The 21566-nt window shown below is 69.7% G+C and carries 12 protein-coding genes and 2 pseudogenes; 9 read left to right on the plus strand and 5 right to left on the minus strand.

Annotated features, from left to right (window positions below):
• Positions 1-44 precede the first annotated feature (44 nt).
• From H0U68_RS21355 to H0U68_RS21380, 6 genes are read left to right on the plus strand one after another with little or no spacing between them, the layout of a single operon-like run.
• Positions 45-10730, plus strand: coding sequence for a polyketide synthase (locus H0U68_RS21355; RefSeq protein WP_296358928.1), 10686 nt, complete (start codon positions 45-47; stop codon positions 10728-10730).
• 49 nt (positions 10731-10779) lie between these two features.
• Positions 10780-12090 (plus strand): hypothetical protein, encoded by a 1311-nt coding sequence (locus H0U68_RS21360; protein ID WP_296358917.1) that lies wholly within the window; start codon positions 10780-10782, stop codon positions 12088-12090.
• Between the two features lie 10 nt (positions 12091-12100).
• Positions 12101-12916, plus strand: a complete 816-nt coding sequence (locus H0U68_RS21365) for an alpha/beta fold hydrolase (protein ID WP_296358918.1) — start codon at positions 12101-12103, stop codon at positions 12914-12916.
• Positions 12913-14097: an aromatic ring-hydroxylating dioxygenase subunit alpha gene (locus H0U68_RS21370; protein WP_296358919.1), complete on the plus strand. Its 1185-nt coding sequence runs from the start codon at positions 12913-12915 to the stop codon at positions 14095-14097. Before H0U68_RS21365 ends, H0U68_RS21370 begins: the two co-directional genes overlap by 4 nt.
• Positions 14097-14690, plus strand: a complete 594-nt coding sequence (locus H0U68_RS21375; RefSeq protein WP_296358920.1) for a LysE family transporter — start codon at positions 14097-14099, stop codon at positions 14688-14690. Before H0U68_RS21370 ends, H0U68_RS21375 begins: the two co-directional genes overlap by 1 nt.
• Before the next feature lie 26 nt (positions 14691-14716).
• Positions 14717-15613 carry an alpha/beta hydrolase gene (locus H0U68_RS21380; protein ID WP_296358921.1) on the plus strand — a complete coding sequence of 299 codons (897 nt, stop codon included), beginning with the start codon at positions 14717-14719 and terminating at the stop codon, positions 15611-15613.
• Positions 15614-15622: 9 nt separating this feature from the next.
• Here the strand turns inward: H0U68_RS21380 and H0U68_RS21385 are convergent, their stop codons facing one another.
• Positions 15623-16516, minus strand: coding sequence for a LysR family transcriptional regulator (locus H0U68_RS21385; RefSeq protein ID WP_296358922.1), 894 nt, complete (start codon positions 16514-16516; stop codon positions 15623-15625).
• 116 nt (positions 16517-16632) lie between these two features.
• Between H0U68_RS21385 and H0U68_RS21390 the strand changes: the two genes are divergently transcribed.
• Both H0U68_RS21390 and H0U68_RS21395 read left to right on the plus strand, forming a co-directional pair.
• Complete coding sequence (locus H0U68_RS21390; protein ID WP_296358923.1) at positions 16633-17271, plus strand: NAD(P)-dependent oxidoreductase; 639 nt, start codon at positions 16633-16635, stop codon at positions 17269-17271.
• A gap of 169 nt (positions 17272-17440) precedes the next feature.
• Positions 17441-17683: a hypothetical protein gene (locus tag H0U68_RS21395; protein ID WP_296358924.1), complete on the plus strand. Its 243-nt coding sequence runs from the start codon at positions 17441-17443 to the stop codon at positions 17681-17683.
• A gap of 18 nt (positions 17684-17701) precedes the next feature.
• On the opposite strand, the gene H0U68_RS21400 is transcribed toward H0U68_RS21395, so the two are convergent.
• Positions 17702-18727 (minus strand): chemotaxis protein CheB, encoded by a 1026-nt coding sequence (locus H0U68_RS21400; protein WP_296358925.1) that lies wholly within the window; start codon positions 18725-18727, stop codon positions 17702-17704.
• The gene (locus tag H0U68_RS21405) at positions 18727-18981 is read right to left on the minus strand and encodes a DUF6139 family protein (RefSeq protein WP_296358926.1); all 255 of its coding nucleotides are present in this window, start codon (positions 18979-18981) and stop codon (positions 18727-18729) included. Before H0U68_RS21405 ends, H0U68_RS21400 begins: the two co-directional genes overlap by 1 nt.
• Before the next feature lie 367 nt (positions 18982-19348).
• Here H0U68_RS21405 and H0U68_RS21410 point away from each other — a divergent pair.
• Positions 19349-20394 (plus strand): annotated as a pseudogene (locus H0U68_RS21410) (chemotaxis protein CheB).
• A gap of 446 nt (positions 20395-20840) precedes the next feature.
• Here the strand turns inward: H0U68_RS21410 and H0U68_RS21415 are convergent.
• Together H0U68_RS21415 and H0U68_RS21420 are read right to left on the minus strand one after the other, a co-directional pair.
• Positions 20841-21152 carry a BON domain-containing protein gene (locus H0U68_RS21415; protein WP_296358927.1) on the minus strand — a complete coding sequence of 104 codons (312 nt, stop codon included), beginning with the start codon at positions 21150-21152 and terminating at the stop codon, positions 20841-20843.
• Between the two features lie 95 nt (positions 21153-21247).
• Positions 21248-21566, minus strand: a pseudogene (locus H0U68_RS21420) (hypothetical protein); the annotation flags it as partial.

Genomic DNA, 21566 nt, shown 5'->3' on the forward strand with positions numbered 1-21566 from the left:
GCCTGGCGGCGCGCTTCGCGCGCGGCGAGTTCACGCCCGACGTGATGGTGTCCTGGGACGCGTCCAGCTTCACCGGCGAGGACCGCCCCGCGCTCGAACTGGTGATCCAGTCGGCCGGCGGCGGCATTGCCTTCCACTTCAACCCGAAGAAGATCGCGCGCGCCGACGTGGCCCGCCTGGCGGCGCAGTTCGCCGACTGGTGCGCGCGCCTGCCCGCTTCCATGGCGCAGCCGCTGCAGGCCGTGCCGGCCGTGTCCGAACAGGAACGCGCGGCGCTCATCGAAGCCTTCAACGCCACCCGCAACGACGGCGCGCTGGGCGGCATCGTGCACCAGCTGTTCGAGCGCGCCGTGCGCCAGCACGGCGGCAAGACCGCGCTGCTGTGCGGCGACGACGCGCTCAGCTACGAGCAGCTCAACGCCGACGCCAACCGCATGGCGCGCCTGCTGCAGGGCAAGGGCGTCAAGCGCGGCGACCTGGTGGGCGTGTGCCTGGACCGCTCGGCCGACCTCGTGGTTGCCCTGCTGGCCGTGATGAAGGCCGGCGCCGCCTACGTGCCGGTCGATCCGACCTTTCCGCCCGAGCGCATCCACCGCATGCTGGAAGGCGCCAGGCCGGCGCTGCTGATCACGCCCCACGGCACCCCCGGCGCGGCGCTGCGCGCCTGGTCCGAGCGCTGCCTGTGCATCGACGACGCGCGCACGGCCGACGCCGGCTCGGGCGACCTGAACGAGACCGCCAGCCCCGACGACCTGGCCTACGTCATCTTCACCTCCGGCTCCACCGGCCGGCCCAAGGGCGTGGAAGTCACGCACGGCGCGCTGGCCAACTTCCTGGCATCCATGCAGGACAAGCCGGGCTGCACCGAGTCGGACCGCCTGCTGGCCATCACCACCATCTCGTTCGACATCGCGGCGCTGGAAATCTTCCTGCCGCTGGTCACCGGCGCCACCGTGGCCATCGCGCAGCCGGACGAAACCATCGACGGCGGCGCCCTGCTCGGCCTGATGCTGCGCCACGGCATCACCATGATGCAGGCCACGCCCGCCACCTGGCAGCTGCTGCTGCAGTCCGGCTGGAAGGGCGAGCCCGCGCTGCGCAAGATCCTGTGCGGCGGCGAGGCGCTGCCGCCGCAACTGGCCGACCAGCTGCTCGGCTGCGGCCAGGAAGTCTGGAACATGTACGGCCCGACCGAAACCACGGTCTGGTCCAGCGCATGGAAGGTGCAGCCGGGCGAGGACATCATCATCGGCGCGCCCATCGCCAACACCCAGCTCTACGTGCTGGACGCCAACCTGTCGCCGGTGCCCGCCGGCTTCGCTGGCGAGCTGTGCATCGGCGGCGCCGGCGTGGCCCGCGGCTACCACGGCGACGCCGAGCAGACCGCCTCGGTGTTCGTGAAGAACCCGTTCCATCCGGGCGTGCTGTACCGCACCGGCGACCTGGCCTGCTTCAAGGAAGCGGGCCGGCTGTCGGTGCTTGGCCGCAACGACGGCCAGATCAAGCTGCGGGGCTTTCGCATCGAACTGGGCGACATCGAGGCGGCGATCACCAGCCATCCGGAGGTCGCGCGCACTGTCGTGGTCGGCCGCAACGACCAGCTGGTGGCCTACTGCCTGCGCGACGACACCGCCGCCCCGGCGCAGGACGCGCAGACGGAAAACACCGCCGTCACCGAGTGGCGCGAGGTGTGGGACCGCGCGTACGAAACCAACGCCGACGACCCGACCTTCAACATCTCGGGCTGGACCAACAGCTACGACAGCCAGCCCTTCTCCAAGGACGAGATGCGCGACTGGCAAAAGAGCACCGTCGAGCGCATCCTGTCGTACGCGCCCAAGCGCGTCTTCGAGGTGGGCTCGGGCAGCGGCCTGATGCTGTTCGGCCTGGCGCCGCACGCCACCGCCTACCACGCCATCGACGCCTCCAAGCAGGCGGTGGAACTCACCCAGCGCCACCTGCAGGCGCTGCCGCAGGTGACCTGCGAGCACCGTCCGGCCAACAAGCTGCCCGAGGTCGCCGCCGGCGCCTTCGACACCGTGATCGTCAACTCGGTGGCCCAATACTTCCCGAGCGCCAACTACCTGATGTCGGTGCTGGAGTGGGCCTCCAAGGTCGTGACCGACGGCCGCATCTTCATCGGCGACGTGCGCGACCTGTCCATGCTGGACGTGTTCCACGCCGACATCGTCGAATACCAGGCGCCCGAAGGCATGGCCCGCGACGAGCTGCGCCGCCGCGTGGAGCACGCGCGCCACGCCGAACGCGAGCTGGTGGTCGCGCCCGAGTTCTTCGCCAACCTGCCGGCCCTGCTGCCGCAGATCGCGCGGGTGGACATCGCGCTGCGCAACGGCGACTACTCCAACGAAATGACGCGCTACCGCTACGACGTGACCATCCACGTCGGCGACGCGCCGAAGGCGAAGAAGGCCAAGGCCGCCGCGCAGGACTGGCGCAAGGAAGGCCTGGACCTGGACGTGCTGGCCAAGCTGCTGGACGGCAAGGCGAAACAGCTGGCCGTGGCCAACATCCCGAACGGCCGCCTGGGCGACGTGCACAAGCGTGTGTCCGGCATCGTGGACGCCAGCTTCGCGCCCGCCGAGTGGATCGACCCGCGCGACCTGAAGCGCACCGCAGCCGAAGCCGGCTACGCCATGGCCATGCTGCCCGCGCGCTCGCGCGACATCTGGGCCATGGACGCCGTGTTCTGGAAGGCCGGCGAGCAGCCCGACCTGTCGTGGCAGCCGGCGAAGAAATCCGTCACGCGCCAGGAACTGATGCAGTGGGCCAACGTGCCCGCCGCCGGCGTGCCGAACAAGCCCGCGCTTGGCCGCGTGCTGCGCCCCTGGGTGGAGGAGCGCCTGCCCAGCTACATGGTGCCGGCCTTCTTCGTCGAGCTGGACACGTTCCCGCTCACGCCCAACGGCAAGATCGACCGCAAGGCGCTGCCCGAGCCGACCGAGGTCATGCGCGAGCCGGCCGTGCTGCCCACCAACGAGCTGGAGCAGCAGATCCTGGCCATCTGGGCCGAGGTGCTGGGCCACGACCGCATCGGCGTGAACGACAGCTTCTTTCGCATCGGCGGCAACTCGCTGCGCGTGGTGCGCGTGCAGGCGGAACTGCAAAAGCTGCTGAACCGCCCGATCGGCACCGCCACGCTGTACGAGTTCTTCACCATCAAGGAACTGGCGGCCCACCTGTCGGGCGCCAAGAAAGCGGCGCAGCACAATCCGTCCAAGCGCCGCGCCACCGCGGCCGACGACGACGTCGCCATCGTGGCGATGAACTGCCGCCTTCCCGGCAACGTGAACAGCCCCGAGGACTTCTGGCAGCTGCTGGACCGCGGCGGCGACGGCATCATCGACGTGCCCAAGGACCGCTGGGACGCGGACGCGCTGTACGACGCCGACCCGGACGCGCGCGGCAAGTCCTACTGCAAGAAAGGCGGCTTCGTCGCCCCGATCGACCTGTTCGACGCCGGCTTCTTCGGCGTGTCGCCGCGGGAAGCGCGCGCGCTCGACCCGGCCCAGCGCATGATGCTGGAAGTCACCTGGGAAGCCTTCGAGCGCGCCGGCTACTCCATGGACCAGCTGCGCGGCACGCCCACCGGCGTGTTCGTCGGCATCGGCAAGGGGTACCACGAGTACGGCCTGGCGCTGGCCGGTGGCCTGAACGACCTGGACGGCTACGTCGGCACCGGCTCGGCCGGCGCCACCATGGCCGGCCGCGTGTCGTACGTGTTCGGCCTGGAAGGCCCGAGCATGACGGTGGACACCGCCTGCTCGTCCTCGCTGGTCACCACCCACCTGGCCTGCAACGCGCTGCGCCGCGGCGAGTGCGACATGGCGGTGGCCGGCGGCATCACGCTGATGCTGTCGCCCGACCTGCACGTGGAATTCAGCCGGCTGCGCGGCATGTCGCCGGACGGCCGCTGCAAGTCGTTCTCCGCCGACACCGACGGCACCGGCTGGAGCGAGGGCGCCGCCGTGGTGGTGCTCAAGCGCCTGTCCGACGCCCAGCGCGACGGCGACCCGATCCTGGCCATCCTGCGCGGTACCGCCGTCAACCACGCCGGCCACAGCGCAAGCCTGACCACGCCCAGCGGCCCGGCGCAGCAGCGCGTGATCCGCGAGGCCTTGTCCATGTCCAACCTGAAGCCGGGCGATATCGACTACCTGGAAGCGCACGGCACCGGCACCCGCCTGGGCGACCCGATCGAGGCCAACGGCCTGGCGGCCGTGTTCGGCGGCAGCCGCTCGGGCGAGACGCCGCTCTTCGTCGGCTCGGTCAAGTCCAACCTGGGCCACACCCAAGCCGCCGCCGGCCTGGCCGGCGTCATCAAGGTGGTGCTGGCCATGCACCACAACCGCCTGCCGCGCACGCTGCACGTGACCGAACCCAGCCCCTCGGTGGACTGGAAGGCCACGCAGATGGAACTGGTGACCCAGGAGCAATCGTGGGTGCCGGGCAATCGCCCGCGCCGCGCCGGCGTCAGCTCGTTCGGCATCGGCGGCACCAACGCCCACTGCATCGTGGAGGAGTCGCCGCTGGTTCCGCAGCGCAAGCCCGCGGTGTCGGGTGCCGTGCCCGCCACCTTCCCGTTCGTGCTGTCCGGCTCCACCGCGACGGCGCTGCGCGCGCAGGCCGACAAGCTGCACGTGCACATGGGCATGAACATCGAGGACCGCCTGCTGGACGTGTCGCATTCGCTGGCGGCCACGCGCACGCACTTCCGCAAGCGCATCGTGATGTTCGCCAAGAGCAAGGGCGACCTGCTGGACGCGCTGGCCTCGTTCGCGCGCACCGGCGAAACCCCGGCCGGCGCCACGCGCACGCCGGAAGACCGCGCCGACGAAAGCCGCCTGGCGATGCTGTTCACCGGCCAGGGCAGCCAGCTGCCCGGCATGGGCCGCGACCTGTACCGCACCTACCCGGTGTTCAAGCAGGCGCTCGACGAGATCGTGGCGCGCTTCGGCGAACTCGAGCGCCCGCTGCTCGACGTGATGTGGTCCGAGCCGGGCAGCAAGGAAGCGGCGCTTCTGAACCGCACCGACTTCACCCAGCCCGCGCTGTTCGCGCTGGAAGTGGCGCTGTGGCGCCTGTGGGACAGCTGGGGCGTCAAGCCCGACCTGGTGCTGGGCCACAGCATCGGCGAGATCGCGGCGGCCCACGTGGCCGGCGTGTTCGAACTGGGCGACGCCTGCCGGCTGGTGGCCGCGCGCGGCCGCCTGATGCAGGCGCTGCCCGCGGGCGGCGGCATGGCCTCGCTGGAAGCCAGCGGCGTTGAAGCGCAGGACGCCATCAAGGCGCTGGGCCTGGGCGCGCGCATGTCGCTGGCCGGCCTCAACACGCCGACGCAGACCGTGGTGTCCGGCGAACTCGAAGCCGTGGAACAGGTGGTGGCGCACTTCGCCAAGCAGGACCGCAAGGCCAAGCAGCTGACGGTGTCGCACGCCTTCCACTCGCAGCTTATGGAGCCGATGCTGGCGCAGTTCCGCACCGTCGCCGCCTCGGTGCGCTACGCCGCGCCGCGCATCCCGCTGGTCAGCACGCTGACCGGCCAGCTGGCCAAGCCCGACGAGCTGACCAAGGCCGACTACTGGGTGCAGCAGGTGCGCGAAGCCGTGCGCTTCAACACCGGCATGCGCACGCTGTACGAACAGGGTGCCAACACCTTCCTGGAACTGGGCCCGCAGCCGGTGCTGTCCGGCATGGGCGCGGCCTGCCTGGCCGACGACGGCCCGGTCTCCTGGGTTCCTTCGATCGTGAAGGACAAGGACGAAGCCGCCAACATCCAGAAGAGCCTGGCCGACATCCACGTGCTGGGCGTGCCGGTCGACTGGCACAGCTACTTCGAGCCGTTCGGCGCCGAGCGCGTCGCGCTGCCGACCTACGCCTTCCAGCGCGAGCGCTACTGGCTGGAACCGATGCCCAAGCGCGAAGTTGGCGCCGGCCTGACCGACGCCAACCACCAGCTGCTGGGCGGCGGCGTGCAGGTCGCCGGCACCGACATGACGATGTTCACCACCGTGGTGGCCGCCGACGAGCCGGTGTGGGTGCAGGAGCACCAGGTGATGGACGCCGTGCTGATGCCCGGCACCGCCTTCTTCGAAGCCATGCGCGCGGCCGGCAAGGCCTGCCTGAAGGGCGCCTGGGACGCGTCGGAAGTGATGATCATGGCGCCGCTGGTGCTGGCTGCCGGCGTGTCCGCGCGCCTGCAGGTCACCGTCGGCGCGCTGTCCGACGGCGCCCGCCCGGTGCGCGTCTACAGCTCGCCCGAGTCCGAGGATGGCGACGGTGCAGGCGACGGTGAATGGCAGCTGCACGCCGAAGGCAAGCTGGTGCCGGCGCTGCAGGCCGAGACCGACTCCGTCACCGTGCCGCCATCTGGCGCCGAGCCGATCGACGTGGCCACGCTGTACAAGGACCTGGCCGAACTGGGCTACGGCTACGGCCCGACCTTCCAGGGCATCCGCCAGGCGTATCACGTGGACGACGTCGTCTGGACCAAGGCCTCGCTGCCGGAATCCGCGACCTCGTCGGCCAGCCGCTTCGGCCTGCATCCGGCGCTGCTGGACTCGGCCATGCACTCGCTGCTGCTCACGCAGCGCATCCGCGACGCCGTCAGCGACGACGTGTTCGTGCCGTTCGAGGCCGAGCGCCTGTCGATCTGGAAGGAAGGCCAGTCCGAGCTGTGGGTCCGCGTGGCCGAGTTCGAAATGGGCGACGGCGAGTTCTGGGCCACGCTCGACCTGTACGACACGCAGGGCAAGAGCGCCGGCCGCCTGGACCGCCTGCACGCGCGCCGCATCGACCGCGCCGCGCTGCGCAAGCTGGCTTCCGCCGGCGTGGACCGCTACCACTTCGAGGTGTCGTGGAACCACGTGGAAGCGCCGAGCGCCGATGAACCCAAGACCTGGGGCTTCATGACGCAGGGCAACGTGGGCTGGGCCGAGGACGTTCGCACCCGCCTGACCGACGCCGGCGTGCAGATCCTGGAGATCTCCGAGCCGAAGGAAGCCGAGGGGCTGGACGGCGTGGTTTGCCTGTGGGACGCCGACGGCAGCGTCGTCGCCGACGCGCACAGGATCGCCTCCGTCGCGCTGGCGCAGCTGCAGGAGCTCGGCTCCACCGGCTTCCAGCCGCAGGTGGCGTGGGTCACCCGCGGCGCCGTCGGCACCAGCGGCGACGACAAGGTCTCCAATCTGGGTTGCGGTGCGCTGTGGGGCCTGATGCGCGCCGCGCGCACCGAGCATCCGGAGCTGAACCTGCGCATCATCGACATCGGCGAGGATGCGGCCGACATCGAAGGCATCGCTGGCGCGCTGGCGCTGCAAAACGAACCCGAAGTCGCGGTGCGCCGCGGCCAGCTGGTGGCCGCGCGGCTGTCCAAGGCCGGCGCTGGCGCCGCCCTGGTGGTGCCGGCCGAAGGCGCCTGGCGCCTGGAGATCGCCACCAAGGGCCGCCTGGACCTGCCGCTGTCGGTCAAGATGATCGCCAACGAGGCGCTTGCCGCCGGCGAAATCCGCGCCGACATCAAGGCCACCGGCGTCAACTTCCTGGACGTGCTGAACGCGCTGGGCATGGTGGAGATCCCGGGCCTGGGCCTGGAGTTCGCCGGCGTGGTGACCGAAGCCGGCCCGAACGTGAAGCACGTGAAGGTGGGCGACCCGGTATTCGGCCTGGCGCGCGGCACCTTCGGCTCCAGCGTCGTGGTCGACGGCCGCCAGGTGGTGCGCAAGCCCGACAACATCAGCTTCGAGGAAGCTGCCACCGTTCCCATGACGTTCCTGACGGCGTGGTACGGCCTGCACGACCTGGGCAAGATCAAGGCCGGCGAGCGGGTGCTGGTGCATGCCGCGGCCGGCGGCGTCGGCATGGCGGCGGTGCAACTGGCACGGCTGCAGGGCTGCGAGGTGTACGGCACGGCCAGCGAACCCAAGTGGGACGCGCTGCGCCAGGCCGGCCTGGCGGACGACCACATCGGCACCTCGCGCAGCCTGGACTTCGTCGACGTGTTCGCCAAGACGGCCCCCGGCCGCGGCTTCGACGTGGTGCTGAACTCGCTGGCCCGTGAATTCGTGGACACCAGCCTGGCCATGCTGCGCCCGGGCGGCCGCTTCCTGGAAATGGGCAAGCTGGACCTGCGCGAGCAGTCGTGGGTGGACCAGCACCATCCGGGCGTGACCTACCGCGTCTACAACCTGCCGGAAGCGGGCGTGGAACGCATCCACCAGATGATGGACACGCTGGCCGGCCTGTTCGCCGAGGGCAAGCTCAAGCCGCTGCCGATCCGCACCTTCCCGATGAACCAGACCTCCGATGCGCTGCGCTTCATCGCGCAGGCCCGCCACATCGGCAAGGTGGTGCTGGTGCCGGCGCAGCAGCGCGGCCTGGTGAATCCGGACGGCGCGGTGCTGATCACCGGCGGCGTCGGCGGCCTGGGCCGCTACCTCGCCAAGTGGTTGGCGACGCAGCACGGCGTGAAGGACCTGGTGCTGACCTCCCGGCGCGGCATGGAAGCCCCCGAGGCGCAGGAGATCGTCGCCGAGCTGGCCGACCTGGGCGTGCGCGCCACGGTCGCGGCCTGCGACGCGGCGGATGCCAAGAGCCTGCAGGCCGTGATGAACGGCTTCTCGGCCGAGCGACCGCTGCGCGGCGTGGTGCACGCGGCCGGCGTGCTGGACGACGGCATGCTGAGCGGCCTGACGCCCGAGCGCATGGACCGGGTGCTCGCGCCCAAGGTGGACGGCGGCTGGAACCTGCACAAGATGACGCAGGACATGGCGCTGGACTTCTTCGTCCTGTTCTCCTCGATCTCGGGCGTGACCGGCACGCCGGGCCAGGGCAACTACGCCGCGGCCAACGCGTTCCTGGACGCGCTGGCCTACCACCGCCGCTCGCGCGGCCTACCCGCCACCTCGATCGCCTGGGGCGCATGGGACGGCGCCGGCATGGCCTCCAAGCTGAGCGACGCCGACAAGGCGCGCTTCAGCCGCCAGGGCATGGACGCGCTGTCGCCCACCGAAGGCACCGAACTGTTCGAAGCGGCCGTGATGAAGGGCGGCGCGCTATCGGTGGTCGCGGCCATCGACCTGGGCCGCCTGCAGCGCACGATGGAGGAGCACGGCGAGCCGCCGGCGCTGTTCCGCGCGCTGTTCAAGAGCTCGGCCGCGGCACGCACCCAGGACGCCGCCAGCGGCGCCGGCGGCTCCAACCTGCGCAAGGTGCTGAGCACCACGCCGGCCGAGCAGCACGAGGCGGTCGTCATCGAGATGGTGCGCGCCGAAGTGGCCAAGGCGCTGGAGTTCTCGTCGCCCGAGGACGTGGACGTCGGCCTGCCGCTGCAGGACATCGGCATCGACTCGCTGACCGCGGTGCTGCTGCGCAACCAGCTATCCGACATGACCGGCCTGGCGCTGCCCGCCAAGATCGCGTTCGACCATCCGAACCTGCGTTCGCTGGGCCAGTTCCTGTTCGGCAAGGTGTCGGAAGCGGGCCTGATCGCACCGGCGCCGTCGGAAGACGCGGTCGCCGCCAAGGACGCGTCGCCCAAGCGCGCCGAGGACAAGGGCATCCGCAAGGGCCAATTGGCCGCGGACCTGAAGTTCGACAACGCCCCGTCGCGGCTGTCCAAGCCGCAAGCGGTGTTCGTCACCGGCGCCACCGGCTTCGTCGGCGCCTACCTGGCCGCCGAGCTGCTGAAGTCCGGCATCGCGGTGCACGGCCTGGTGCGGGCCGACGACGCCGAGCAGGGCCGCGCGCGGCTGGTGGCATCGCTGGAGGGCTACGGCCTGTGGAACGCCGACTACGCCAAGCTGGTGACGCCCGTGGTGGGCGACCTCTCGCAGCCGATGTTCGGCATGGCCGAGGCCGAGTTCGACACGCTGGCCGACCAGGTGGACGCGATCTGCCACAGCGGCGCGCTGGTGGACTGGATGCAGCCGCTGGACAACTACATCGGCCCGAACGTGGTGGGCACGCACGAGGCGCTGCGGCTGGCGTCGCGTGGCAAGGGCAAGGCGTTCCACCTGATCTCCACCGCCGCCACGCTGCCCAAGTACCACGGCTACGACATCCCCAAGGACGACCGCGAGTTCGGCTACGGCACCTCGAAGTTCATGGCCGAACAGATGGTGATCGCGGCGCGCTGGCGCGGCGCGCTGGCCTCGATCTACCGCCTGCCGTTCGTGGGCGCATCGTCGGCCGGCCGGTTCCGCCGCGACGCGGGCGACTTCCTGCACAACCTGGTCTCCGGTTGCGTGGAGATGGGCGCCTTCCCGTCGGCCGACGCCGGCATGGGCGGCGTGCTGCCGGTGGATTACCTCAGCAAGTCGATTGCCCAGGTGATGACGCGCGACTTCGACCGCATCGGGCGCGACTGGGACTTCTTCGACGGCAACGCGCCCAGCTTCAACGGCTTCGTCGAGACGCTGCGCGCTGGCGGCGCCGCGGTGCAGACGGTGGGCTTCATGGAATGGCGCGGCAAGGCGATGCAGCATGCGGCCGCCAACGCCAAGGGCGCGCTGGCGCGCATCGCGGCGGTGATCGGCGACATGACGCAAAAGGACTTCGAGCTGATGCTGGAGGGCTTCCCGGTCGGGCGCGACGTGTTCGGCGGCAGTGCCTATCCGGCCCCGGCGGTGAGTGCGCAATCGGTGCAGCCGTACCTGGAGCACATCGCCGCCGCGGGCGCGCAGGCCGAGTCCCGCGTCGCCGAAGCGGCATGACGCGCCATCGAAACAAGAAACTGAACAAGCACAAGGAAGGATCGCAACCATGATCGAAGTCCAGGAAGACCGCACCGTCACCACGCAACTCACGCCCACGGGCAGCCTGCTGCACGAGGCCGCGGGCAAGCACGCCAGGCACCTCATGCCGGTGCTGGACCGCTACCAGGCCGACCCCGCGGCCGTGGCCGCGCGCCTGCCGCCCAACCGCGTGCTGCAGCCGGCCTGCTTCAAGCCGGAGCCGCGCCCGACCAAGGTGGTGCGCATGAACATGGCCAAGGACCTGGCCGACACGCTGCGCCGCGAGCTGCGCATGCAGGCGGTGGTGGCCGGCACGTTCTCGGACACCTCCATCGGCACCTACTCGCCGGTGTCCACCATGTTCGAGAACAGCGTGCTGTTCGTGCCCTCGTCCAAGCGCTTCTACGACATGAACCAGGACGTGGTGAAGGAATACTTCCCGGAGGTCGACACCACGGTGGTCAACGCCTTCGTGGTGCCCAAGAGCAAGAAGCCGTACGGCACGCACTCGGCCAGCGGCATCGCGCTGCAGATCCCCTCGCTGGTGCGCAAGGGCATGGGCTTTCCCAAGCACTACATGAGCTTCCACACGGCGCTCACGCCCACGCCGCTCACGCGCCAGCCGTTCGTGCTGTTCGAGGACGCCGAGGTCGAGGCGCCGAGCGTGCAGTACGCCTACCTGGAGATCATGAAGCGCGAGGTCACGCCCGAGGAGAAGGCAGCCTGCGACAAGGCGCTGTACCTGTTCACCGAGGGCAAGCTGTCCGAGCTGGACCTGCCCACCGTGCGCGACTTCCTGATGGCCATGTACTGGTCCAAGCGCTACGAGAACACGCCCTCACCCGGCTACTACCACGCGTGCCAGGTCGGCGAGGCGCTGTTCTTCAACAACTACCGCGCGCACGGCGACAACTCGCTGGCGATCTCCGAGGAAGACCGGCTGACCATCGACTTCCGCTGCTTCTCCAAGGTGACCTACCCGCCGGGAATGACCAGCGGCCTGGACTTCATCGTCGACCCGGCCGACCGCGAGCACCAGCGCAAGCGCAAGGGAGCGGCCATCGAGTTCCTGGCGATGGCGCTGGGCTATGCCGACATGGGCGAGTTCCTGTACACGGTGTTCGGCAACCGCAACCTGAAGGCCGACCCGTTCGACCTGATCACCGACCTGCAGTTCGGCGTGTACAACCGCAGCAAGTATCACCTGCTCGACCAGAACCTGGACGCGCACTACGAGCGCGTGGAACGCCTGTACGAAAAGATCGAGCGCGAGGGCGGCGAGTACCAGCTGCCGGCCAAGGCGGGCGAGTACCTCAAGGCGCTGATGGGCGACAACTGAGGCGCAGCGAATGAACGATGCCAGAGAGATCGCGGGCGCGGTCCTGAAGTACTACGCGATCTTCAGGATCCCGCACGACGCCGCAACCCAGGAGTTCCTGGCCGGCTGCCAGAAGGACACGGTGCAGCGCGGCAGCCACGGCTACGCCTACTACACGCGCGGCGAAGGCCCCACGGTGCTGCTGGCGCACGGGCTGCACAGCAACCTGGGCAGCCTGATGCCGGTCGCCCGCGACCTGGTGGAGCAGGGATTCCGCGTGGTGCTGTTCGACATGCCGGCGCACGGCGAGGCGCCGGGCACCGGCACCAACCAGGTCGAGGCGCGCGAGGTGATCCACAAGATCGCCGCGCGTGTCGGGCCGCTGAAGGCCATCGTCTGCCATTCGCTGGGCAGCGTGTGGGCGCTGTCGGCCTGGGGCGAGGCATTCAACGCGCAAACGGTGGTGTCGATCGCCTCGCCGTCGAACTATCGTTTCCTGGTGGACAAGTTCGCGCAGCTGCAAAAGCTGCGCCCGGAAGTCGCCGAGGGCGTGGCCAAGCAGCTGGAGCGCCGCTTCGGCGAGACGCTGTGGAACGACTGCTCGCCCGCCGAGATCGTCAAGACCCTCGGCGTGCCCGGGCTGGTCCTGCACGGCAGCAACGACGACTTCGTGCCGCCGGAGCACGCGCGCGAGATCCACGCCAACTGGCCCGGCGCACGCCTGGAAATGCTGGACACGGACGTGAGCCATTTCGAGATCGCGGCATCTCCGAAAGTCCGTGGACTGGTCGCCGACTGGCTCAGGGACAATCGCCCATCGACTGACACACACGCAAGAGCATCATGAAACACGAAACACAAGTCGAACTTCTGAACACCGTGCTGGCCGCGCTCGAGACCGGCCGCGACGCGCCGATCATCTCCGAGCCGGTCGAAGTGCCGGTGAGCCGCTATCTGGACCAGGGCGTGTTCGACCGCGAGATGGACACGCTGTTTCGCGACTACCCGCTGGTGGCCGGCCACGCATCCCAGGTGCGCGAGCCGGGCTCGTACATCCTGAGCCCGTGGGACCGCTTCCCCTACGTGGTGGTGCGCGACAAGGAGGGCCTGCTCCGCGCCTTCCTCAACGTGTGCCGCCACCGCGGCGCGCCCATCGTCTCCGGCAAGGAAGAGAAGCTCGCCGCCTTCATCTGCCCCTACCACGGCTGGACCTACAACCTCGACGGGTCGCTGCGCGCCATGACGCGGCCGTTCAACTTCCCCGGCATGGAGTGCAAGGACTTCGGCCTGCACGAGCTGCCGGTGGCCGAGCATTTCGGCATGGTGTGGGTCCATCCCACCCCGGGCGCCAAGATGGACGTGCCGGCCTACCTGGGCGAGGCGATCTCCACCGACCTGGAGCACTTCAACATCGGCGGGCTGGCGCGGCACCGCAAGACGCAGGTGGTCAAGGACGCCAACTGGAAGCTGCTGTTCAAGACCTACCTGGACCGCTACCACGTGCCGACCATGCACAAGAACACGCTGCTGGAGTACTACCGCGACGCGGTGAACGCGCACACGCTGCACGGCCCGCACATCCGCACCACCGCCGGGCTGGTCAGCCTGCCCAAGGCGCGCGAGGTCGATCCGTCGAAGTGGAACATCCTCAACTACGCCTCGATGCTGTACACGCTGTTCCCCAGCACCCTGTTCATCGTGCACACCAACCTGGTCTCGATCAACACCTTCCACCCGATCGCGCCGGACAAGACCTTGTGGACGCACGAAATGCTGTACCGCCCCGAGGAATTCGAGGGCGAGGCCAACCAGGAAATCCTGGCCAAGCGCTTCGCCAACATCGACTGGGTGTTCGGCAACGAGGACTTCGGCATCGCCGAGAAGTGCCAGCGCAACCTGGCCTACGGCGGCAACAAGACACACGTGCTGGGCCTGGAGGAAGGCCTGCTCGCGGTGTTCCAGCAGAGCATCGACCGGATCACCGGCGTGCCGGCCAAGAAGGTGATCCCGCTGGCCGTGGCGCAGTGATGCTTGAATTCAACGTCGGCATGTTCGTGCTCAGTGTGGTCGTGATCCTGCTGACGCCGGGGCCGACCAACACCCTGCTGGCGGCCGCGGGGCTGGAGCGGGGCGCGCGCGGCGCCGCCCCGCTGCTGGGTTTCGAGCTGGCCGGCTATCTGATCGCGATCACCGGCTGGGGCCTGTTCCTCACGACCGCGCAGCAGCACTATCCGTGGCTGGGAACGCTGGTGCGCCTGGGCGCGAGCTGCTACCTGGCCTACATCGCGCTCAAGCTGTGGCTGGCCACCCGTTCCATGGCGGCGGATGCCCGGCCGAAGGCGATCGGGCCGAAGGCGCTGTTCTTCGCGACGCTGCTCAATCCCAAGGGGCTGCTGTTCGCCTCGGCGATCTTTCCGGCGCATGCCTTCGACACGCCGCGCATCTACCTGCCTGCTATCGCCCTGTTCGTCTGCCTGCTGCTGCCCATCGGCTTCATCTGGATCAAGTTCGGCGCGGCGCTCGCCAGCGGCAAATTGATCAGCCCGGTGAAAGTGCAGCGCGTGGCCGCCTTCGCCATCGCCATGTTCTCCGTGTCGATCGCCTGGGCCGCATTCCACTGATCCTTCCTCCTCCACCAGGGCGCCCCATGCAAGACAACACCAACGCGGCTGCAGTCGCCGCAGCGCCGCGCAAGGCCTCCAAGCTCAAGGGCAACTGGGTCGCCTCCATCGTCGGGCGCGGGCTCACGCTCATGAGCACGGTGGCGCCGGGCGCCGCGCTCGGCACCATGCACAAGCTGCTGTTCACGCCGCAGCGCCCGCGCGGCAGCGACGCGGCCAAGGCGGCCCTGCGGGCCGGCAAGGCGGAGAACTTCACAGTGGACGGCGCCAGCGTGCGGCGCTACCGCTGGGGCACCGGCGGCCGCCGCGTGCTGCTGGTCCACGGCTGGGGCGGCGACGCCGCGCAGATGACCGCCTTCGTCGAACCGCTGGTGGCGCAGGGCTGCGAAGTCATCGCGGTGGACCTGCCGGCGCACGGCGCATCGGAGGGCAAGCTGTCCTCGGTGGCGCACTTTCAGAAAACCATGCTGCAGCTGCACCGGGAGCTGGGGCCGTTCCATGCCGTGATCGCGCATTCGCTGGGCGCCGCCGCCTTCGCCTATGCGCTGCAGCAGGGCATGTCCTGCGAGCGCGCCGTGCTGGTCAGCCCGATCTGCAGCTACGACACCGTGTGGGGCCATTCGCAGCAGATCCTGCAGATCTCGCGCCGCCTGACCGACAAGGCGCGCGCGCATGCCGAGCGCTGGCTGGGCCTGCGCTTCGACGACATCGAGCCGCTGAAGCTGGCTCCCGGCTTCGGCGCCACGCGCCTGCTGGTGCTCCAGGACCGCGGCGACCGCGAAAGCCCGGTGGAGGAGTCCGAGCGCCTGGCCGCCGTGTGGCCCGGCGCGCGCATCGTCGTCACCGACAAGCTTGGCCACACGCGCATCCTGCGCGACGCCGGCGTCACGCAGCAGGCGGCGGACTTCATCGCGCAGGGCTGAAGCCGTCGCTCAGGCAAGCCGGCCGCGCAGGAACTCCACGAATGCCGCCGCCGCGGGCGAGCGCAAGCGCCCCGGCGGAAACACCGCATGCACGCCGCCTTGCGGCAGCTTCCAGCGCGCCAGCACCCGCAGCAGCGCGCCCGAGGCGAGCTCGTCCTGCGCCTGCTGCAGGTTCAGCACCGAGATGCCGGCACCCCGGGCGAGCAGGGCGCGCAGCGCGGCCGACGAATCGGTGCGCAGCCGCGCGCGCATGCGCACCGTCACCGGCTCGCCCGAAGGCGGCTGGAAGGTCCAGGTCAGCGGCGATGCCAGCAGCGTGAGCGCCAGCCATTCGTGGTCCGCCAGCTCCGACGGATGCGCGGGCGTGCCGCGCAGCTTCAGGTAGCGCGGCGACGCGACCAGGCCCTGCTCGAACGTGCCCAGGCTGGTGGCGCGCTGGCTGGAGTCGCGCAGCCAGCCCATGCGGAACGACACGTCGATGCCCTCGGTCACCATGTCGGCCACGCGGTCGCTGGAGCGCAGCTCGATCTGCAGCCGCGGGTGCAGCACCGCGAAGTCCGCCACCGCGCCGGCGAGCGACTGCGCCGTGTGGTCCAGCGTGGCGCCGATGCGCAGCCGCCCTGCCAGCTCGCTGCCGGTGCGCACGCCTTCGACCGCACCAGCCAGCGCCTGCAGCAGCGGCGCGGCGTCGTCCAGCAGCTTCTGGCCGGCGCCCGTCAGGCTCACGCGGCGCGTGGTGCGGTGGAACAGGCGCTCGCCCAGCGCCGCCTCGAAGCGGCTGACCTGCAGGCTCACCTGCGCCTTGGCCGCGCCCAGGCGTTCGGCCGCCGCGGTGAAGCTGCCGGCCTCGGCCACCGCCACGAAGGTGCGCAGCGCGTTCAGGTCGTCCAGCGGTGGGCGCATGCGGGTCCGTTCATTGTTAGGCTTTCGATAACAATCATTTTAGATTGCACGCCTTTTTCAAACGATGCGAAGCGCCGAAGATGCGGCATCGCAATCTCATCGGCAAGGACTTCTCCATGAACATCGCCCTCCTCGGCGCCAGCGGCTACATCGGCTCGGCCCTGCGCGCGGAAGCGCTCGCGCGCGGCCACGCGGTCACCGCACTCGTCGGCCGGCCCGAACGCATTCCCGCCGCCCCGAACCTCACCGCGCGCCGGGCAGACGTGCTCGATGCGGACGGCCTGGCGCAGCTGCTGCGCGGCCACGACGCGGTGCTCAGCGCCTTCAGCGGCCACGCGCAGGACGACGTGCGCGGCTACTACATGCAGGGCATGCGCGGCATCCTCGCCGCGGTGCGCACCTCCGGCGTGCCGCGCCTGCTGGTGGTCGGCGGCGCCGGCAGCCTGGAGGTCGCGCCCGGCAAGCAGGTGGTGGACGGCCCGGACTTTCCGGCGCAGTGGAAGGCCTCGGCTGAAGGCGCGCGCGACGCGCTGAACCTGCTGCGCGACACGCCGGACATCGACTGGACCATGCTGTCGCCGGCCGCCATGATTTCCCCCGGCCAGCGCACCGGCGTGTTCCGCCTGGGCGGCGACCAGCTGCTGGTGGACGCGAACGGCAAGAGCGCCATTTCGGTGGAGGATTACGCCGTGGCCATGCTCGACGAGCTCGCTCAGCCCATGCATGGCAGGGCGCGTTTCACGCTGGCGTATTGAGTTCACGCTCCGCCACCCACGTCCTACGTGGCGACGCCACGGCTGTGGTCACCATGGCGCCATGTTTCCATCGCACGTACATGAACAGGGCGTCATTGCTTTTCAGCTGATGGCCGCGCTCGAGCAATACGAACTCGATCTCGGCCGTTTGCGACGCAGCTGCAGCGACATGGAAATCTACACCGAGCTGGCCGCGCAATTCGACCGGATGCAGCTGTATGCGTCCTCTTTGCCGCAGGTGCTGGTGCACTGGGTGCAGCTGCTGATCAGCCGCTACGAGCTGACCAACCGGCTGCGCGTGGCGGCGTCGCGCAACCAGCTGCGCCACAGCGTGGCGCAGACTTTCGAGCAGCACCAGCGCGACGCCGCCGCCCTGCGCCAGAAATGCGCGGGGCTGGTGCCGCGGCACTGAGCCGGCGGCTCGGCGGCGTCAGCCGCCGCCGTCGACGTCGTGGCTGAAGATCAAGGGATCGAGCACCATGCGGCGCACCAGTTCCACCGGGTTGTCCAGGCGCGACGCGCGTTCCTCGCAGGCCACGGCTCGCACTTCCGAGCCGCGCTGGCGCGCGACCTGCGCCATGTGGCGCAGCAGCAGCTGCCGCTCCTCGATGGCGCGCAGCGTGGCCCACAGGCCTTTGTCGATCGCGGTGTCCACTTCGGCCAGCAGCGTCTGCATCGAGAAGGCGTGGCCGGTGTGGCAGCGAAAGCGCACCAGCGGCCCTTCCTCGATCTGCATCAGCACGCCGTGGCAGTCAGGGCAGCTGTACTTGGAGGGCCGGCCCAGGCCCAGCACGCCGGCCTGCATGGCGTTGGCTTCGTTCGCAATGCGGCTTTCCACTTCATGCGGCTCCATGGGAGCCGGCGCGCCCGGCGGCGCTCCGGCGGTGTCTCGTGCCCAGGCGGTCAAGGCGCCGGCCAGCCCCTCGGCGGTGTCGACGTGGTCCACCGCCACGTGCGCGATCGCGCTCTGCGGCATGCCGTCGTACATGGCTTCGGCGGGGTCCTGCACGAAGGTCCGGCCGCCGTGTTCCTTCAGCGACCACAGCCCGGCGGTGCCGTCGTCGAGGTTGCCGCTTAACACCACGCCGGCCGCATTGGCGCCGCAGGACACGGCCAGCGAGCGAAACAGCACGTCCACCGCGGGCCGCACCCGGCATTCCTTCGGGCCGCGGCTCAGGCGGATCCGGTTGTTGCCGTCCTGCAGCAAGTGCCGGTCCGGCGTGGCCACGTAGGCGTGGCCGGGCTGCAGGTGCTCGCCGTCCTTGCCGATGGAAACCTCCAGCGTGGACGCGTCGGCCAGGATGCGGTGCAGCTGGCTGGGCGAATGCGGCGGCAGGTGCAGCACCACCAGCAGCGCCGCCGGAAAATCCCGCGGCAGGTGCGCGAACAGGTTGCGCATGGCCTCCACCCCGCCGGCCGAGGCGCCGATGCCCACGACCGGCAGCGGGGTGGACATCAGGCTCCGGCTTGGTTGGCCGGCACCTGGTTGTTCACGCCGGTGATGGCATAGCCCTTTTCCTGGATCTGCTCGCGCGGGCGGTCCACCTCGTACGGATGCAGGTGCTCCGCGGTCTCGTCGATGTGCACGGCCTGTTGGCGCAAGGCCCAGTCGGTGTTGGTGGCTTCTTCGGGAATGGGTTTCCCCTGGGGCACGATCAGGTAGGAGAACTTGTCGCCTGCTTCGGCACGTCGGTAGATGTCGACTTCCATGGATGTTCGTTCCGTTGGGCTGTTGGCGGCTCAGACTAGCACCGATCTGCACGCGCCGCATGCCACTGGTGGAGGGAGTGCACTGTAGGACTCAGCCTGCGTGGGACGGGATGAACATGGGCCCCGCGATGCGCGCACCGAGCCGATGCCGTGTTGCGCGAACCAGCCCATGCGCACCTCCAGCACAAAGCGTACCGCGGGCAGCTGTGTCCCTCCAGCGAGTACGGCTCCATGTCGGCGATGTGCAGGGTCGGGCAGGTTCACGCTGCGTAGGAAGCCTGCTGACACACGCTGGAGGCGCCAGAGCACACACGTCAGCCGCCGCATACTCAGCCGTGCGCTGCCCGGCCGGCGAAGAATGGGAGCCATGGACCTCACCCAGCCGCCCGACAGCGGCCGCGCTGCCCCGCCCCTGGTGGTGATCGCCGCATCCACCGGCGGGGTGGCCGCCTTGCTGCAGGTCGCCAAGCACCTGAGCGCGCCCTTTCCCGCGCCCGTGTGCATCGTGCTGCACGTCGGGCCCCACCCCAGCATTCTTCCCAACCTGCTGCGCCTGAAAGGCCGCAATCCGGCGATGCACGCCACCGACGGGCAGCACCTGCGGCCGGCACCTTGTACGTGGCGCCGCCGGACCACCACCTGCTGGTGGACGGCAACCACCTGCGGCTCAGCCGCGCGGCCAAGGAGAACCACGTGCGGCCGGCGGCCGATCCGCTGTTCCGCACCGCCGCGGCCACCCTGCGCGGCAACGTCATCGGGGTGGTGCTGACCGGCCAGATGGACGACGGCAGCGCCGGGCTCGACGCCGTCAAGCAATGCGGCGGCATCGCCGTGGTGCAGGACCCGCGCACGGCCGAGGCGGCGTCGATGCCGCGCAGCGCCTTGCGGCGCGTGCGGGTCGACCACTGCGTGAGCCTGGAGCAGCTGCCCGGCCTGCTGGAGCGGCTGGTGCGCGAGTTCGCGCCGCGCGCTGCGGAGATCCCGCAGCAGGTGCTGCGCGAAGCCCTGATCAATCTTGGAAGCGACGGCATGGAACACCTCGGCGCCCTTGGCACACCCTCCGGCCTCACCTGCCCCGACTGCGGCGGCGGGCTGTGGGAACTCAAGGACGACAAGCTGCTGCGCTACCGCTGTCATACCGGCCACGCCTACTCGCCGATGTCGCTGGCGAATGCGCAGGTCGAGAAGGCCGAGGAGAAGCTGTGGGCCAGCGTGCGCGCGCTGCAGGAAAAGCAGATGCTGCTGCGCCGCGTGGCAGAGGCGGCCGAGCAAGGCGGCGACCCCGTTCCCGCGGCGCAGGCGCGCGCCGCGGCCGACCAGCTGGAGCAGCGCATCCAGGCCCTGCGCGCGCTCGCCGAGCAGCGCGGCGAGGACGATGATCCGCCGCAAGCGCCCGAAGAACCGGGCGTGTAAAGGATGCATCGCGCCCGCATTTGCTTTCTGCAAGCAATACGGAGGCCGCCCCCTAATCTGGATCGGACATGGAGGCTTGTTGCGCGCCGCGCTTCAGCCCGGCAATGGCCTCCCTGTGCACGGCATAGTGCTGCGCAAGTTCGGGAGCGGGCCTGCCGCCGCCCGCGGTGCGGTACAGGCAGTGCGTCACTTCCGTGCGGCTGATCAGCAGCGTGTCCAGGCCAGCGCGAGCGCAGCCAGCAGCTCAAGGGCCGTGGCGTTGCGTTCAGTGCTGGATCGTGGGGGCATGCGCGCTGGCTCCTCGATGGAGCGCCAACCCGACAACGCAGCCCAACGTTTGCCTGAAAGGTGTGCTGCAAAAATCACATTTCCTCTTTGCGCCGACAAACCTCAGCCGCAAAGCCGAGATGATGCGCGGCGAAGACGCGCAGCATCTGGTGCCCGCCTTACTTCACGCGCATGTCGTTGGCCACCGAGGTGACGCCGCTCACGCCCTGGGCCACCGCGACGGCGCGGTCGATGTTGTCGCGGCTGCTGACGAAGCCGCTCAGCTGGACGCGGCCCTTGAAGGTTTCCACGTTGATCTCGGCCGACTTGAGCATGGGCTCGTTGAAGATCGCGGCCTTCACCTTGGTGGTGATGGCCGTGTCGTCCATGTACTGGCCGGTGCTCTCATGCTTTTGGGTGGAGGCGCAGCCGGCCAGCGTGGTGAGGGCGACAGCGGCGACGAGGATGGAAACGCGAGCGAATTGGGTCATGGTTGTTGTCCGGTGAAGTTGAAGGAAGCGCCCCAGAGTAGTTCAGCAGCAGCAGCCGGTCTGTTCGCTACAGCACGGGCTTCCGGGGCCATTTGCTAGTTGCGAAACGGCTTGGGCTGCAGCACGGGCATCGGCGCCTGCACGGGCTGCGCCTCCACCACGGGCGCCGGTGCGGCAGGCACTTCCTGCTGCAGCGACACCAGTTGCATCGGCACGGGCGCTTCGACCACCGTCACGAGCGCCGGAACACGCAGCAGCACGGGCGCCACGGCGACCGAGGTGAACGCAGGCACGACGTACTCCTCGCCGGTTTCCGCGATGGGAGACGGAGGTGCCGGCACCACGGTGATCGGCACCGGCACCGGCGCCGGCACGACGACCGGAGGCGGCGCAGGCGGCAGCGGAGCCGGTGGC

The organism is Ramlibacter sp. (assembly GCF_013697775.1).
GTDB lineage: Bacteria > Pseudomonadota > Gammaproteobacteria > Burkholderiales > Burkholderiaceae_C > Ramlibacter.

Coding starts and splice junctions, on each gene's coding strand:
- H0U68_RS21355 (WP_296358928.1), top strand. CDS start 45: ATGGTGTCCTGGGACGCGTCCAGCTTCACCGGCGAGGACCGCCCCGCG.
- H0U68_RS21360 (WP_296358917.1), top strand. CDS start 10,780: ATGATCGAAGTCCAGGAAGACCGCACCGTCACCACGCAACTCACGCCC.
- H0U68_RS21365 (WP_296358918.1), top strand. CDS start 12,101: ATGAACGATGCCAGAGAGATCGCGGGCGCGGTCCTGAAGTACTACGCG.
- H0U68_RS21370 (WP_296358919.1), top strand. CDS start 12,913: ATGAAACACGAAACACAAGTCGAACTTCTGAACACCGTGCTGGCCGCG.
- H0U68_RS21375 (WP_296358920.1), top strand. CDS start 14,097: ATGCTTGAATTCAACGTCGGCATGTTCGTGCTCAGTGTGGTCGTGATC.
- H0U68_RS21380 (WP_296358921.1), top strand. CDS start 14,717: ATGCAAGACAACACCAACGCGGCTGCAGTCGCCGCAGCGCCGCGCAAG.
- H0U68_RS21385 (WP_296358922.1), bottom strand. CDS start 16,516: ATGCGCCCACCGCTGGACGACCTGAACGCGCTGCGCACCTTCGTGGCG.
- H0U68_RS21390 (WP_296358923.1), top strand. CDS start 16,633: ATGAACATCGCCCTCCTCGGCGCCAGCGGCTACATCGGCTCGGCCCTG.
- H0U68_RS21395 (WP_296358924.1), top strand. CDS start 17,441: ATGGAAATCTACACCGAGCTGGCCGCGCAATTCGACCGGATGCAGCTG.
- H0U68_RS21400 (WP_296358925.1), bottom strand. CDS start 18,727: ATGTCCACCCCGCTGCCGGTCGTGGGCATCGGCGCCTCGGCCGGCGGG.
- H0U68_RS21405 (WP_296358926.1), bottom strand. CDS start 18,981: ATGGAAGTCGACATCTACCGACGTGCCGAAGCAGGCGACAAGTTCTCC.
- H0U68_RS21415 (WP_296358927.1), bottom strand. CDS start 21,152: ATGACCCAATTCGCTCGCGTTTCCATCCTCGTCGCCGCTGTCGCCCTC.